A 14320-nucleotide genomic window follows, 5' to 3' on the forward strand; every position below is an offset into this window, starting at 1 on the left:
CATCGTCTTCGGACGATGGGTACGGTCTTCCACCTCGGTGCGCCGGCGGCGCCACTTGCGCACCGTCATGCGACTGATGCCGTAGCGCCGGGCCAGTTCCGGGTCGCTGACGCCGGCCGGCGCCTCCTGCAGTTCCTGCCGGATCCGGGGTGTGGTGCGGGCGTTGGAATGGATCGTACTCGCCATGCGGTCAGCCTCCCGTTCGCTCATCGGGCACAATACGCATCCACTCCCGGGCATGAAACAGGGGTGCCTTCTCTCGCGGTATGCAATCAGACGAGACCTGACAGTTAGGTCCCGGCTGCCCGTACTCAGTATTTCCTTTGGCGGCCGGTGCGGCGGGTGCTGGCCCTCGTCCTGCGGGATACGGAAATTTTGTTTTGGGTTTGTGTTCCGGCCCCGGATATGTAAAATTGCTCCCGTGTTCCAGAGCAGAGGTCCCGATGATGGGTTGTTGTTGTCGATACTTGCATGATCGCCGGGTCGGTGACCGGAGCGAGCATGCATATCGTTGCCATCGGAGCCTCCTCGCCCGTTGATCGGGCCACGACGGTCCCCGGTGTCAGCGATATGTGTGACTCCGGGGACGGTCGAAATCCTCTGTCCCCTTCCTGAAGCCCCCTCCGGGCTCTCTTCTCTTCCCGAACCGGCCTTCTGCGTCACGCGCGGCGTCTGCGTATGCGAGCCCGTGTGGCCATTGCCGTGTCGTCCCAGCCCCCTTCGGACCGTTGCCGATGTCGGCGCGTGTGTATGCGCGTGGCCGTTCCGGCCGCATGTCCCGGAACTGCGTTCACAGTCAAAACAGGAGGCCTGTATGCCACAGGACGATGACGACGACCCCGGATCGCGACTTTTAATCCCGTCGCGGGGCAGTAATGAAAAAGTAAAAATGTTCACATCGCTGAAGGGGGTCCGGTAAAGGGGCCGCCGTCGGCGGTCACGGGAATGTTTTGTCTTTTGCAATGCCCCGCGTGACTTTTACTTTACAAGTACGAGGAGCATTGCAATGAACGACACCATTCTTGAAATGATCGATGCGGGCGAGCTGGAGCGCGCCCGGACCGAACTGATGCACCCGGTGCCGGCGATCACGGCTGAACGCCTGGCCGAACTGGACCCGCGTACCCGCTGGACCCTGCTGGAAGGCGTGGACGCCGCCGAGCGCCGCGCCGTCTTCCTCGCGATGGACGATGAAGAGCAGGCGATCCTGCTGGAGAACATGCCGCAGAGCGAGGCGCGTGAACTGGTACAGCGCCTGCCGGCCTACACCCTCGCGCGTGCCCTGAACCTGGCCAGCAAATCCCTGTCCTCCGATCTGCTGAACGCCCTTCCGGCACCGAAGCGCGACAAGGTCCACGCCCTGTGGCGCCAGGACGAGGACACCGTGGCCCGGGTCATGCGGCGACCGCTGTTCTGTGTGACCCCGGAGGAGACCGTGGGCGAGGTCACCGCGCGCCTGCGTGAGGACCGCCGGATGCCCGAGGATGTCGGGGCGGCGCTGCTGATCACCGACCGCGAACACCACTACCGCGGGCTCGTACGCCTGGGTCGGGTGTGCCGCGCCGAACCGGAACAGCCGGTGGGCGAACTTCTCGAAATGGAGGATTTCTACACCACGCCGGATGGCGACAAGGTAGAGGCCGCGCGCCTCCTGCAGCGTACCGATCTGCCCTGGCTGCCGGTGCTGGATGCCGACGGCGTGCTGGTGGGCGTGCTGCGCATCGACGATGCGATGGACGTGCTCGAGGAAGACACCTCGGAGGACTTCTACAAGAAGGCGGGCATCGGCGACCTGCTGCACCACAAGGATGTCGTGCGCTCGGAGAAGCTCACTTCCGGGGGGATCGGCTACGCGGTCAAGGTGCGCATGGCCTTCCTCATGGTGACGCTGGCAGGCGGTCTGGCCGTGGGCGGGGTGATCGACTTCTTCGAGGACACCCTGGCGGCGGTGGTTGCGCTGGCGATCTTCATCCCGCTGGTGATGGACATGGGCGGTAACGTGGGTACCCAGTCGACCACGATCTTTGCCCGCGGGCTGGCGCTGGGGCATATCAACCTGAGCCGCTTCTTCCGCAACCATCTGCTGCGCGAAGGGGGTGTCGGCCTGGTCATGGGGGTCATCATGGCCGTGCTGGCCGGGATCATTGCCCACTTCTGGCAGGGGGCACCGAACGACATCCCGGAGCTGGGCTTCGTGGTCGGCACGGCGCTGTTCTTCTCCGTGTTCACCGCTTCGATCCTGGGCTTCCTGCTGCCGTGGGTGCTGCTGAAGATCGGGGTGGACCACGCGCCCGGTGCCGACCCGTTCATCACCACCATCAAGGACTTCACCGGTCTGGCGGTCTACTTCGGCATGGCGGCCTGGCTGCTGAGCGGCCACATGCCGGTGTAATCCGGCAATAACCCGGCGTGCCGCCGGTGGCCCACCACCGGCGGCACGACCCCGACGATCTACGGAAAACAAGAGGGACATCGACATGACGCAGCATCGCAACTTCCGGCGCGGCCTGCTGGCCGCCGCCATCACCGGCGCCCTGGTCTTCGGGGCCCCGGCGGCCCAGGCCGTGGACGCCGAGTTCCACGTCGGCGTGTTCACCGACTATATCGACGACGGCGCCAGCGCGTCCGACAACGACCCGGTGGTGCAGGGCGGTCTCGAGCTTGGGTTCGCCAACGGCATCTTCACCGGCTGGGAGGCTTCCAGCCTCGGCAGTGGCAACGGTACCGAGGTGATTCCGTTCGTCGGCTACGGCTTCGATGCCGGCCCGGTGGGAATCGAGTTCGGGTATGAATACGCGTATCACTCCAGCCTCGACGACGAAGACGAGGGCGAGGTGTTCTTCGGGGTAGGCTGGCAGATGCTGTCGGCCGAGGTGGCCTACGTCGCCCATGCCGATGACCGCGACGCCGAGGGCAGCCGGGTCTGGTCGCTGGGTGCCGAGCACGAGGTCGCTCCGCGCACCGAGCTCTTCGGCACCCTGGGTTATGACGATCCGGCCGACGACAACGGTGCGAAGTTCTGGGAGCTGGGTGCGGCCTACGCCTCCGATTACGGCACCTTCTCGCTGACCTACGCCTCGCGCGACGAGAGCGGCGCGGACGACCTGCTGGCCGCGGGGTACACTTTCACCTTCTGACACCCGGCCAACAGGGTATCCGCTGACGGGCCGTCTTCCGAGTCGTACGCGGAAACGGCCCGTTTCCTTTTTGTCCGCCCTGCGCCACCGGCAAGGCCCCGATACCCTTGAACCGGGAGCCAACCATCCCGAGGTGCCTTGATGGAAACGATCAATCTCGTCGCTGGCGTCCTGCTGATCCTGTTCGGCTTGCGCTTTCTGCGCAAGGGGTTCGCACGCGTGATGGGCGGCGACCTGATCGACTGGCTGCAGGGGTTCACGCGCACCCGTCCGCGGGCATGGATCGGTGGAGTCGCCGGCGGGGTCGTGATGCCGTCGTCGACGGCCGCGGCGCTGCTGTCGGTGCAGATGACCCGGCGCGGGAACGTCGCCTGGGAGAACGTGCTCGCGGTCCTGCTGGGGGCGCAGCTGGGCACGACCGCGTTGATCCAGGTGCTGTCCTTCGACCTGCAGGCGTTTGCCGGCCTGTTCGTGGCCGCGGGCGCGATCCTGTTCCTCTACGTGGAGGCGCCGCGCCCGCGCGGGATCGGTCAGGCCCTGCTGGCCTTTGGCTTCATGCTGCTGGGGATGGGGCTGCTGGGCGATGCCGCGCGCACCCTTGGCAGTGATCCGGCCGTGGTCAATCTGTTCGCCGCGCTGGGCGAACTCCCGCTGCTGTTCCTGATCGGGGCCGCATTGCTCACCCTGCTGATGCAGAGCGCGACCGCTTCGATCGCGCTTGCCCTGGCACTGGTGGCCACCGGCCAGGTGGATCTCACCATGTTGCTCCTGTGGGTCCTGGGGGCGAACATCGGTCTGGTCCTCACGGTACTGATCGCCGGCTGGGGTGACCTGCAGGGACGCCGTCTGGGGCTGGCCAGTCTGCTGGTCAAAGGACCGCTGGTTGTGGCTCTCGCCGCCGTGCTGCTGCACCTCCCCGCGGAATTACCGGAGATCCTGCCCGGTACGCTCCCGCAGCAGGCGGCCTGGGGCCATACGCTGTTCAATCTGGTGGCCAGCGGCGCGATCCTGTTCGCAGCGGTGCTGGGCCATGTGGTCCGTTCGCTGGTTCCCGATCCGGTGGCCGCCGAGCCCTCCGCGCCCACCAGCCTCGATCCGCTCCTGTTGCAGAACCCGGCGCTGGCCATCAATGCCGTATTGCGCGAAACGCTCAAGGTCTTCGACCAGCTGCATCTGCTCCGCGACCGGGCCATGCACGCCCTTTCCGAGGGCGATGCGCCGCCGGTCCTGCGACGGGAGATGGACGAACGCCGCTGGCACGTGCTGGAGGCCCGTGACGAGCTGGTGGAGTTCCTGGATGCGATCCCCGACGATGCGCTGGACGAAGAGGATCAGACCCTCAAGGAGACGCTGGATGATCTGATGCGCGAGCTGCCGGTGATCGTGCGTACGCTGGGGCCCGGTCTCTACCACGACGTCGAACGCCTGGTGCGCGACCATCCCGAGGCGGTGGCCTCCGCGCATCCGCTGCTGGAGGAGGCCGCCAACCGGCTCTCCCAGCAGATGAACACCGTGGCGCGGATGCTGATGCGCGAACGTCCCGAGCTGGGCCGCAAGATCCTCGCGCGCAAGCAGGAGAACAGCCGCTGGCTGATCGGGGCGAAACGGGCCCAGGCCGGGCTGCCCTATCCGGCCTGGGAGGTGCTCGATGGCTTCCAGGAGCTGAATCGCCGCCTGAGCGGCGTGGCGTACGTCTATTCGCGCACTGAACCCGAGGTGGCAGACGAAGACTGACCACGAGCCCGGCCGGCCGGGGGTTGCTCCGTGAGGCGCTGAAGGGTGGCGGGCAGCTGTTCGGCCGGGACCGGCCGGGAGAACAGGACGCCCCGGGCCGAGGTGCAGCCGAAGCCGCGCAGGGTGTCGGCGGCTCCGGTGTCTTCGCTCACGGTGTTCCTTCGGGCGTTCCGGCCCCCCTTAGGGGGTCAGGCGCTCCAGCCGAATTCGCGGGCCTTCTGCGCCGCCAGCGCCGGGATGTCGGTGGCCACGAACTGCTCGTGCAGCACCTGCACGCCGATCATGTGGTTGATCACCGCGTCCAGCTGCACCTGGGTCGCCGCCGGGGTCTCCTCCGACTCGTGGATCTCGAACACCTGGCGCACGCCTTCGGGGTCCAGCAGCCCGGCCTCGGCGACCTTGTCCTCCGACAGGTAGCGATCCGCCAGCGCCTTCATCGCCGCCCATTTGGTCGGGTCGGTGTGGGCCGGCGGTGCCATGAACGGGAATTTCTCGCGCTCGTACAGCACCTTGGGCAGCAGGCCCTTCATCGACTCGCGCAGCACGTATTTCTCGTTGCGGCCCTTGATGCGCATGGTCGGCGGCAGCTGCGCGGCGAACTCGGCCAGGTGGTGGTCGAGGAACGGCGGGCGCGCCTCCATGGAGTTGGCCATGTCCATGCGGTCGCCGCCCCAGGTGAGGATCTGGCCCTCCAGCATGGTCTTGATCCACACGTACTGGGCCTTGTCCAGCGGGTGGCGGCCTTCCAGCATGTCGTCGTCCAGGGCGTCGGCGATGGCCTTGCCCGGCTTGTAGTCCTTCATCCGCTTGCGCCGCTTCGGATGCAGCAGGCCGGGCACGTGCTCGGCAGCCGCCAGCCAGGGCTGCAGGCAGGACGGGGTAAAGCCCATCATGCGGTTGAAGTCGGGGTCGGAGACCTCGTCCTCGGCCAGCATCGCGCCGGAGACCAGCTCGTTGGACTCGTTGAGCATCTGCTGCCAGGCCTGACGGTCGGCCTCCGGCAGGGTGTCCAGCCCGTGCAGGAACATGTCGCGGCGAAACGCCGGGTAGCCGCCGAACAGCTCGTCCGAGCCCTCGCCGGTCACCACCACCTTGTACCCGGCGCGGTTCACGTGCCGGCTCATCAGCAGTTTGGCCACCGCCAGGGTGTTGTAGATGGTGCGCTCGGCGTGCCAGAGCGCCTCCTCGAAGTTGTCGTACAGGTGGTCGGCGTCCAGCGACATGATGTCCTGGTCGGCGCCCACGCTCTCGGCCATCTCGCGGGCGATGGCGGTCTCGTCGTAGTCGTCGTTGTCGAAGCCGATGGTGAAGGCCTTGACCGGCGCCTGCTGGCTGGCCGAGGCCAGACCCAGGGTGATGCAGGAGTCGATCCCGCCGGAGAGGTAGCAGGCGACCGGCACGTCGGCCTCCAGGCGCAGCTGGGTGGCCTCCATCAGCTTGTCGCGCACCCCCTCGATCCAGTACTCCTCGTCGGTCTCGCTCTCCGGCGGGCGCTCGGAGGCCAGCGGGAAGTCCATGTCCCAGTATTTCTCCTGGCGGATCTTGAGCTTGCCGTGGGCACGCTCAACGATGACCACGTGGCCGGGCTTGACCTGGTGGATCCCCTCGAAGGCGGTGGTGCCGGGTACCATGGTCTGCATCAGCTGGTGGTACAGGCCGTCGTCGGAGAAGCGCCGCTGCACGTCGGGGTTGGCGAACAGGACCTTCAGTTCGGAGCCGAACACGAAGCTGCCGCCGGCGGTCTCGGTGAAGTACAGCGGCTTGATGCCGAAGCGGTCGCGTGCCAGCACCAGGCGGTCGTGCTTGCGGTCATACAGCGAGATCGCGAACTCGCCGCGGAAGTACTTCAGCGCATCCTCCAGCCCCTCGCGCTGGTACAGGTGCATCACCATCTCGGAGTCGCTCTTGGTGCGGAACTTCACCCCGCGCGAGGTCAGATCGGTACGGATGCGCTTGTAGTCGTACAGCTCGCCGTTGACCGCGGTCATGATCTCGCCGTTGCCCATGGTGAACGGCTGGCGCCCGCGGTTCTCGTCGAGGTCGATGATCGACAGCCGCGCGTGGCTGAAGCCCACGCCGCGGTCATCCTGGATCTTGTAGCCAAAGCCGTCGGGGCCGCGGTGGTACTGGATCGCGGCCATGTTGACCAGGGTCTGTGCATCGACCGGACGTTCCGGGTCGGCGTGAAAGATGCCGCCAATGCCGCACATGGGGGTGTCTCCTTGGGTTATCCATCGGGGGCGAGCGGGGCCGGGTCGCCGCGCCGCTCGCCGTCAGTCAGGCAATCATACAACCGGGGGTCAGCCCTCCGGGGTGTCCATCACCGCGCTGATCCGGCGCACCACCGTGGTCAGCAGGGCCATGCGCACGAACACCGCCCCGCGCGCCTGGGCGAAGTACCAGTTGTGCGGGGTGTCGTCGAGATCGGTCGACAGCTCCGCGCCGCGCGCCAGCGGATGCATGATGATGGCACCTTCCTTCAGCGGCGACTCGCGGTTCAGGTTGAGGCCCTCGCCCATGGACTCGAAGGTGTCGCCGACCCAGGCGATGGCGTTGATGTAGACGACGTCCAGTTCCGGGAGCACCGGGTCCAGGTCGTTCACCACGCGCAGCTTCAGGCCCGCGCCCTCGAGCAGCTCGCGCTGCTCGGGGTCGAAGTTCTCCTCCTCGCGCGAAATCACCACGATCTCGTCGATCGCCTCGGGGAACAGGCTCAGCATGCTCAGCAGGCTGCGCACCGTGCGCATGCGCGAGGGCACGCCCACGATCCCCACCTTGATGTGCTTTTCCGGCGGGCAGTCGGGCAGGAACACTTCCGGGCGCCACTTGGCCAGGGTGTACACGTCCGCCAGCGCCTGGGTCGGGTGCTCGTCGATCCCGTTGCCGGCGTTGACCAGCGGGATGCGCAGGTTCTCGAGCATGTTGTGCACGGCCTCGCCGTCCGAGGAACGCAGCACCAGCACGTCGCCGTAGTTGTTGAACATCTCGGCGATGTCGGCCAGCGACTCGCCCTTGGCGATGCCGGTGCTCTTCGGGTCGGTGATCGACATCACCGATCCCCCGAGCCGGTGCCAGGCGCTCTCGAACGACAGCCGCGTGCGGGTGGACGGCTCGTAGAACGCGCTGATCAGGATCTTGCCGGCCAGCGGCAGATGGACCAGCGCCGGCGTGGTCTCGTACTGCGCGGCCAGGCGGAACAGCTGCAGCAGCTCTTCGCGCGTGAACTGCCGGCTGGAGACCACGTGGGAGGCGGCCAGCTTGAGCAGCGGGTCGGGGTTTTCCTCCACCGCCTCCAGCAGGGCGCGCGGGCGATCGGTGCCGGCGGCACCGTCCCGTGGCTTGAGGGTATTCAGCGGGTCATCGGGATTCACCAGAGGCATCCTCTCTTCCAGTCACGGATGAACAGGGCGATCAGCAGGATCGGGGTCAGGGTCGCGACCGTGGTCGCGATGATCACGATGGTCGCCAGTGCGGTTACCGGGATCGTCATGTCGCCACCTCCGGGGTGTCGCGGCCGGCGGGCGCGTCGTGGTCATCCTGCGCCAGCCGGTCCCAGTCGAAAGGCCGCGGGAACAGCCAGGTGCCGGCGACCATCACCACCAGCGAGACCGCCGCGCCCACCAGTGCGGCCACGTACCAGCCGATCATGAAGTAGCTGGCCAGGCCCAGCCCGGAGCCCAGCAGCATCGCCCAGGCGGCCGCCTGCGGGTTGGCGCGGCGCCAGTACAGCCCGGCCACGATGGGCCAGATCGCGCTGGCCACGAAGGCCCCGGTGAAATACAGCAGGGCCGCGAGCGAGCCGACCACCGGAACCTCGCCGCGGTAGCTGGCGGCCAGCCAGGTCAGCAGCCCCAGCAGCACCACGATCACCTTCGTCGCCCGCAGCTGAGTCTGTTGCGAGGCGCGCGGATGGATGTGCCCGCGGTAGATGTCACGGGTGACCAGGTCGGAGGTGGCCGCCAGCAGCGAGTCGAGGCTGGAGGCCAGCGCAGCGAACACCACGATGAACACCACGATCGCCCCGGTCAGGCCGAGCACCTCGGCGGCCACCAGCGGGCCGACCATGTCCGCCGCCGGCACGTTGATGCCCAGCGCCGGGGTGGCCAGCGCCACGAAGCCGGCCACAATCGGGATCGGCAGCCACAGCAGCCCGCCCAGCAGGTAGGCACGGAAGCCCACGTTGCGGCCGAAGGCGAAGGCGCGCGACCACCACACGTTGGAATGGAAGATCTCGCCCACGCCGAACAGCAGGTTGTTGAACAGGAACATGATCGCCGCCGGGAACAGCAGGCTCAGCAGTTCTGGGCGTTCTTCCATCAGGTCGAAATGGATCGCCTCGAAACCCACCCGGTCGATGGTCATCCAGGCGAGGAACGCAGCGCCGCCGATGATGATCACGGTCTGGATGAAGTCGGTGCCGATCACCGCGCGCAGTCCGCCCAGCAGGGTGTAGATCACGCACACCGTCAGGATCACGGTCATGCCCACGCGGTAGTCGATCCCGGCCAGGGCGTTGATCAGCACGCCGCCGGCCATCGCCATGGAGATCAGCCAGCCGAAGGCGTAGATCAGGGAGACCCCGAGGAACACCCGCCAGGTGAAGGTCCCGTAGCGCAGCCGGATGAAGTCCCCGGAGGTAAAGCCGTGCGGCATCAGTTCGCGGATGCGCCGGGCCAGCGGGGCGAACAGGATCAGACCCAGCGCCCCCAGCGAGTAGCCCAGCATGCCCCACACGCCCAGCTCCAGCGCCAGCTGCGGGGCGGTCATGGTGGTGTTGGCGGTGACCCAGGTGGCCATCGCGGTGGCGCTGGCCAGGGCCAGCCCCACGTTGCGCCCGGCCAGCATGTGGTCGGCGGCGGTGTAGTTGCGGCGTCCCAGCCAGGCGCCCAGCGCGACCCACAGGACGCTGAAGGCCGCCAGCAGCCCCCAGGCGACGGAAGTCGGGAGGATGGGCTCCTCGAGGGCGGTCACGACGCCTCCTGCACCCTCGTGATCTCGCGGATCGCCTCGTCCGTGGTCATCACGCGGGCGTAGCGGTCCTTGATGGTGGTGATGGTGGCGCGTTGCATCTCGGGGGTCACCGTCGCACAGCAGTCCTCGATGAGCGTCACGTAGAAGCCCAGGTCACAGGCGTCGCGCACCGCGGTGGAGACGCATTCGTTGCTGTACACGCCAACGATGAACAGGGAGGAGATCTCCAGGTTCCGCAGGATGTAGTGCAGATTGGTCGAGTTGAACACGCCGCTCGCGGTCTTGTCGAGGACGATCTCGTCGCCCTGCGGCGCGACCTGGTCGACGAATTCGGCATCCTTGCTGTCGGGGGCCGCATGCAGTCCGAGACGCTTGTGGCCCGGGCTGCGGTCGCGCCCGTCGCGGGTCAGCGAACGGATGCGGGTGTGGATGACCTCCATCTCCTCGGCGCGGAAGGCATCCTGCAGGCGGCGCACGTTGGGCAGGACGGTCTCCTCCAGGCGATGGAAATAGTACTCCTGGGCCTCCAGCGGGATGCCGGATTCGGCCGAATCCGCGAACACCCCGTGGCCGCGCGCGGCGTCCAGGTACTGCAGGTCGATGCACAGCAGGGCGACATGGTGCTCGCGCAGCTCGCGCCGCAGTACCGGCTTGCTGATCAGGCTCTCCTGGTACTGCTCGCGCAGCGGATCCAGGGAGTCGTAGTCGGTCAGGCGGGAAACGTTGTCGTCGGCCATGCCGCGGGCTCCTTGATCGGTTGGGGTGGCGCTACTGCGGGGCCGCCAGTGCCAGCGCACTGTGCAGGGCCAGGTTGGCGCCGGTCTCGATGTCCTCCCAGTTTGTCCATTCCGCGGCCGAATGGGAACGCCCCTGCAGGCTGGGCACGAAGATCATCCCGGTGCGGGTGATCGCACTCATGCTCTGGGTGTCGTGCGCCGCGCCGCTGGGCATGGTGATGTATTCCAGTCCCATGCGTTCGGCCTGGCCCTCGATGGTCTGCACGATCCCGGTGTCGCAGCGCACCGGGTCGATCTCCGAGAGCACGTCGAACTCGAACATCAGGTCGCGCCGCCGGGCCAGGCTGGAGAGCGTGCGCCGCGCCGCATGCGCCAGGGCGGTCAGGACCTTCTCGTCGGTGTCGCGCACCTCGAACGAAAAGGTCGCCGTGCCGGGAACGGTGTTCGGCGCCCCCGGCGACAGCTCCACGCGGCCGATGGTCGCGCGCGAGTTCGGGCTGCCGTGTTCCTCCAGCAGGCGATCGATCTCGCCGCCGAACTCGGCCAGTCCCTGGAAGGCATCCGCGCGCATGTCCATGGGCGTGGTGCCCGCGTGGTTGGGCTGGCCCTTCAGGCGCACCTCCCACTTGAACAGCCCGGTGATGGCCTCCACCACCCCCACGCTCAGGCCGCGCCGGTCCAGCACCGGCCCCTGTTCGATGTGGGTCTCGATAAAGGCGTGCAGGGTGTTCGGGTCGCGCCGCGCGGCCAGCGCGTCGTCGGCGTTCAGGCCCCAGGCCGCCATCGCGTCCACCAGCGTCACGCCCTCCAGGTCGCGCGCATGGCTGATGCTCTCCGGGGTCAGTTTGCCGGCCATCGCCTGGGAGCCGAACATCCCGCCGAAGCGGCCCTCCTCGTCGGTGAAGTCGATTACCTCCAGCGGGTACTGCAGCTCGATGCCCTGCTCCTGCGTGGTGCGCAGGACCTCGAGTCCGATCAGCACGCCCAGCGCGCCGTCCAGCGGGCCGCCACCGGGCACCGTGTCGAGATGCGAGCCCATCGCCACCACCGGCCGCCGGCCGTCGTACTGCAGGCGACCGTGCAGATTGGCGGCCCCGTCCTGCCAGACATCCAGACCGGCCGCCTCCAGGCGGTGGCGGAACCACTCGCGCCCGGCGCGGTCGCCGTCGGAGAATGCGCGGCGGTGCAGGCCGCGGTCGGCATCGCGACCGATCTGCGCGAGGTCGTTGATGTCCTGCTGCAGGCGCGGCATGTTGATGGTGAAATCGGGCATGAAGGTCTCCGGTTGGCCGGGCCAATGGCCCGGGGCATGGGGGGTCAGCCGCGCGGGCGGCCCCGCAGCAGCACGACGATCAGCACCAGGAACACCACTCCGCCGACGGCGAAGAAACCAAACGCGCGGGCGAGACTGTGATGCTCGACCTCCACCGTGATGCGGTCGCTCCAGTCGTCCTGGTCGGCGTCGGCCGCGCGCAGCCGGAAACGGTATTCGCCGTCCGGCAGGCCGCTGATCACACTGCTGGTGTCGCCGCCTTCGTAGATCACGCGGGCATCGTCGAAATCCGGGCCGCTGGCGCGTTCCAGCACCACCGCCCCGGGGGCCTCCCAGTGCAGGGTGAACCCGCCGTCGGCGGAGTGCTCGGGGGGATCGTCGAAGCGGGGTTCGGCCAGGACCGGGCCGGCCAGCAGGACGAGCGTCAGCGCCAGCACCGCGAGTCGGCCGAAGCTGGCGGCGAGGCGGAGCATCCCGTTCAGGCCCCGCCCTCGAACGGCTTGAGCCCGGCGCGCTGCTCGGTGGACTGCATGGTTTCCACCAGTATCGCCAGGTTCTGGTCCAGATCGGCCAGTTCCTTGGGGGGCATCGCCTCCAGCGCCCGGTTGAGCTCGCCCTGGGGGGCCGCCGGGGCGCGGTCCAGCAGTTCCTGCCCGGTCTCGGTGACGTACAGGCGAACGATGCGCTGGTCGCGCTCCGGGCGGCGACGTTCGACCAGGCCCTGCTGCTCCAGCTTGTCCAGCAGGTTGGACGTGGTGGAGGCATGCACCGACAGCCGCCGCGACAGGTCGCTCACGTTCAGGCCCGGCGTGCGCTGGAGCTCCCACAGCGCCCACAGCTGCGAGGCGCTGATCCCGCAGGCCCGCTCCACCGCGCGCGAATGCCCCTGCAGCGCCCGGATGATCACCCGCAGCTGGCGGATGACCGAGCGTGCGGGGTCCTCGCCCCCGGACGGGGCGGCGGACGTTTGCGTGGCGGCGCTGGCGGATGACATGCGTTTCTCGGCAGTGATGGTCAACGAACATTATTTTTGCGCAAAAATACCTCCGGCGCAAACCGTGTCACGAAAACACGGCCCGGTGGCCTTCACCCCGTGCGACCGCGCCATGCCGCCGTGCGTTCGGCGGAACTTCGGGACCCGCAGGCGGTCCTTCCGCTTGTGGCGCACAACAGACACACCGGATACATGCGTGTCGGCCCTTTACAACGAATTAGACTTCGTTTATATACCCGTACTGGTGTGCAGTGGAATGGATCGTCCGCGATGTTCCGCGCGCAGCTGTTGCAAAAGCCGCACACCGACCGGACGGCGGAGCCGGTTCCGGACATCCCGAAAAAATTCAATTGAGCGCGAGGACAGGAAGATGATGAACAGGAAGATGCTTGCCGCGGCCGTGGCCGCGACCCTGGCCGCCCCCGGCATGGCCATGGCCCAGGAAGAAGGCGCCGGTCCGATCGACTGGGATTTCTACGGCTCCCTGCGGATCCAGTACGAAGCCGCCGATCCGGACAACAACAGCAGCTATGATGGCTTCCGCGATGCCTATACGCGGGTGGGTTTCATGGGCTCCATGGAATTCAACGAAGGACTGAGCGCCTTTGCCCAGCTGGAGCTGCCGCTGGATCTGGCGAACGGGCGGGTCCAGGATCCGTTCAATGGTCAGAATGAGGATGTCCGCATCGGCAAGATCGGAATTGAATCCGACGTGGCGGGCACCTTCGCCTACGGCCGCGACTGGCTGCCGTACTACAACGCCATTGCGTTCCCGGTGGACATGTTCAACTCGTTCCAGTCCGGCTTCATCACCTATGCGGCGTTCCGTGAGAGCGACACCCTGTTCTACTACTCGCCCGATTTCAACGGATTCTCGTTTGGTGGTGCGTACGTGACCGACGGAGCCAATGACGACAATCCCTATCAGTTGACCGGTAGCTACTCTCTGGGAGATACCACCTTCTCCGTGGGTGTGCAGGATGCGAATGCGGATGAACGCCGCCGCGACTGGGGCTTCTCCGTGATGCACACCATGGGAGATCTGTATATCGGTGCCAAGGCCGAAACCGTGGACAGCGCAGACGATGACGTGGACGGTGACAATTCCTTCAACGTCTTTGCGTCCTACGACTGGGGTCAGCACACCTTCAAGGGCATGCTGGCGACCATGGATACTTGGGGTGGCGACGTCGCGCACCTGGGGTATGACTACCACGTCAACGATGCCCTGACCTTCTTCGCCGAGTACTATCGCGAGAGCGAAAGCGACGACATTGGTTCCGGAGCGATCGGCCAGGTGCGTGCGCGGGACATGGATGAAGACGAGGGAGTCATCGGCGATACTGGTGATGTGTTTATGGCCGGCATGCACTACAGCTTCTGATCGCGCACCGCGCGAGTTTCAGCGAGCGGCTGTAACGGGAAGGCCCGCATCGCGAGATGCGGGCCTTCTTTCGTTGCGGGCAGGGCCGGG

Annotated in this window: 13 protein-coding genes; 4 read left to right on the forward strand and 9 right to left on the reverse strand. The window is 67.0% G+C overall.

The window, feature by feature from the left end:
- Nucleotides 1–186: helix-turn-helix domain-containing protein (locus F573_RS0103665; protein WP_196801793.1), on the reverse strand; the 186-nt coding region annotated here is incomplete at its 3' end.
- 820 nt (nucleotides 187–1006) lie between these two features.
- Here F573_RS0103665 and mgtE point away from each other — a divergent pair.
- The 3 genes from mgtE (at nucleotide 1007) to F573_RS0103680 (ending at nucleotide 4871) form a co-directional block, all read left to right on the forward strand.
- Nucleotides 1007–2392 carry a magnesium transporter gene (gene mgtE, locus F573_RS0103670; RefSeq protein ID WP_019021494.1) on the forward strand — a complete coding sequence of 462 codons (1386 nt, stop codon included), beginning with the start codon at nucleotides 1007–1009 and terminating at the stop codon, nucleotides 2390–2392.
- 85 nt (nucleotides 2393–2477) lie between these two features.
- A complete protein-coding gene (locus F573_RS0103675; protein WP_018936376.1) occupies nucleotides 2478–3137 on the forward strand; it encodes a TorF family putative porin in 660 nt (219 codons plus the stop codon).
- Between the two features lie 141 nt (nucleotides 3138–3278).
- Nucleotides 3279–4871, forward strand: coding sequence for a Na/Pi cotransporter family protein (locus F573_RS0103680; RefSeq protein WP_019021495.1), 1593 nt, complete (start codon nucleotides 3279–3281; stop codon nucleotides 4869–4871).
- A gap of 188 nt (nucleotides 4872–5059) precedes the next feature.
- On the opposite strand, the gene asnB is transcribed toward F573_RS0103680, so the two are convergent.
- From asnB to F573_RS0103720, 8 genes are all read right to left on the reverse strand, one after another.
- Complete coding sequence (gene asnB, locus F573_RS0103685) at nucleotides 5060–7081, reverse strand: asparagine synthase (glutamine-hydrolyzing) (RefSeq protein ID WP_019021496.1); 2022 nt, start codon at nucleotides 7079–7081, stop codon at nucleotides 5060–5062.
- A 90-nt stretch (nucleotides 7082–7171) separates the two neighbouring features.
- A complete protein-coding gene (locus F573_RS0103690) occupies nucleotides 7172–8251 on the reverse strand; it encodes an aspartate carbamoyltransferase (protein ID WP_019021497.1) in 1080 nt (359 codons plus the stop codon).
- On the reverse strand, nucleotides 8239–8361 hold the full coding sequence (locus tag F573_RS15480) for a hypothetical protein (protein WP_018868948.1): 123 nt from the start codon (nucleotides 8359–8361) through the stop codon (nucleotides 8239–8241). Before F573_RS15480 ends, F573_RS0103690 begins: the two co-directional genes overlap by 13 nt.
- Nucleotides 8358–9842, reverse strand: a complete 1485-nt coding sequence (locus tag F573_RS0103700) for a sodium:solute symporter family protein (protein WP_018868949.1) — start codon at nucleotides 9840–9842, stop codon at nucleotides 8358–8360. Before F573_RS0103700 ends, F573_RS15480 begins: the two co-directional genes overlap by 4 nt.
- A complete protein-coding gene (locus F573_RS0103705) occupies nucleotides 9839–10579 on the reverse strand; it encodes a cysteine hydrolase family protein (RefSeq protein ID WP_019021498.1) in 741 nt (246 codons plus the stop codon). Before F573_RS0103705 ends, F573_RS0103700 begins: the two co-directional genes overlap by 4 nt.
- 31 nt (nucleotides 10580–10610) lie before the next feature.
- A complete protein-coding gene (locus F573_RS0103710; protein ID WP_018868951.1) occupies nucleotides 10611–11852 on the reverse strand; it encodes a Zn-dependent hydrolase in 1242 nt (413 codons plus the stop codon).
- Between the two features lie 44 nt (nucleotides 11853–11896).
- The gene (locus F573_RS0103715) at nucleotides 11897–12325 is read right to left on the reverse strand and encodes a fibronectin type III domain-containing protein (protein ID WP_019021499.1); all 429 of its coding nucleotides are present in this window, start codon (nucleotides 12323–12325) and stop codon (nucleotides 11897–11899) included.
- A 5-nt stretch (nucleotides 12326–12330) separates the two neighbouring features.
- A complete protein-coding gene (locus tag F573_RS0103720; RefSeq protein WP_026300787.1) occupies nucleotides 12331–12846 on the reverse strand; it encodes a MarR family winged helix-turn-helix transcriptional regulator in 516 nt (171 codons plus the stop codon).
- A gap of 370 nt (nucleotides 12847–13216) precedes the next feature.
- Between F573_RS0103720 and F573_RS0103730 the strand changes: the two genes are divergently transcribed.
- Nucleotides 13217–14230 carry a porin gene (locus F573_RS0103730; protein ID WP_026300788.1) on the forward strand — a complete coding sequence of 338 codons (1014 nt, stop codon included), beginning with the start codon at nucleotides 13217–13219 and terminating at the stop codon, nucleotides 14228–14230.
- Nucleotides 14231–14320: the final 90 nt, after the last annotated feature.

The sequence above is a fragment of the Thioalkalivibrio sp. ALE23 genome (assembly GCF_000378545.1).
Taxonomy (GTDB): domain Bacteria; phylum Pseudomonadota; class Gammaproteobacteria; order Ectothiorhodospirales; family Ectothiorhodospiraceae; genus Thioalkalivibrio.

Coding starts and splice junctions, on each gene's coding strand:
- mgtE (WP_019021494.1), top strand. CDS start 1,007: ATGAACGACACCATTCTTGAAATGATCGATGCGGGCGAGCTGGAGCGC.
- F573_RS0103690 (WP_019021497.1), bottom strand. CDS start 8,251: ATGCCTCTGGTGAATCCCGATGACCCGCTGAATACCCTCAAGCCACGG.
- asnB (WP_019021496.1), bottom strand. CDS start 7,081: ATGTGCGGCATTGGCGGCATCTTTCACGCCGACCCGGAACGTCCGGTC.
- F573_RS0103730 (WP_026300788.1), top strand. CDS start 13,217: ATGATGAACAGGAAGATGCTTGCCGCGGCCGTGGCCGCGACCCTGGCC.
- F573_RS0103675 (WP_018936376.1), top strand. CDS start 2,478: ATGACGCAGCATCGCAACTTCCGGCGCGGCCTGCTGGCCGCCGCCATC.
- F573_RS0103710 (WP_018868951.1), bottom strand. CDS start 11,852: ATGCCCGATTTCACCATCAACATGCCGCGCCTGCAGCAGGACATCAAC.
- F573_RS0103715 (WP_019021499.1), bottom strand. CDS start 12,325: ATGCTCCGCCTCGCCGCCAGCTTCGGCCGACTCGCGGTGCTGGCGCTG.
- F573_RS0103720 (WP_026300787.1), bottom strand. CDS start 12,846: ATGTCATCCGCCAGCGCCGCCACGCAAACGTCCGCCGCCCCGTCCGGG.
- F573_RS0103705 (WP_019021498.1), bottom strand. CDS start 10,579: ATGGCCGACGACAACGTTTCCCGCCTGACCGACTACGACTCCCTGGAT.
- F573_RS15480 (WP_018868948.1), bottom strand. CDS start 8,361: ATGACGATCCCGGTAACCGCACTGGCGACCATCGTGATCATCGCGACC.
- F573_RS0103680 (WP_019021495.1), top strand. CDS start 3,279: ATGGAAACGATCAATCTCGTCGCTGGCGTCCTGCTGATCCTGTTCGGC.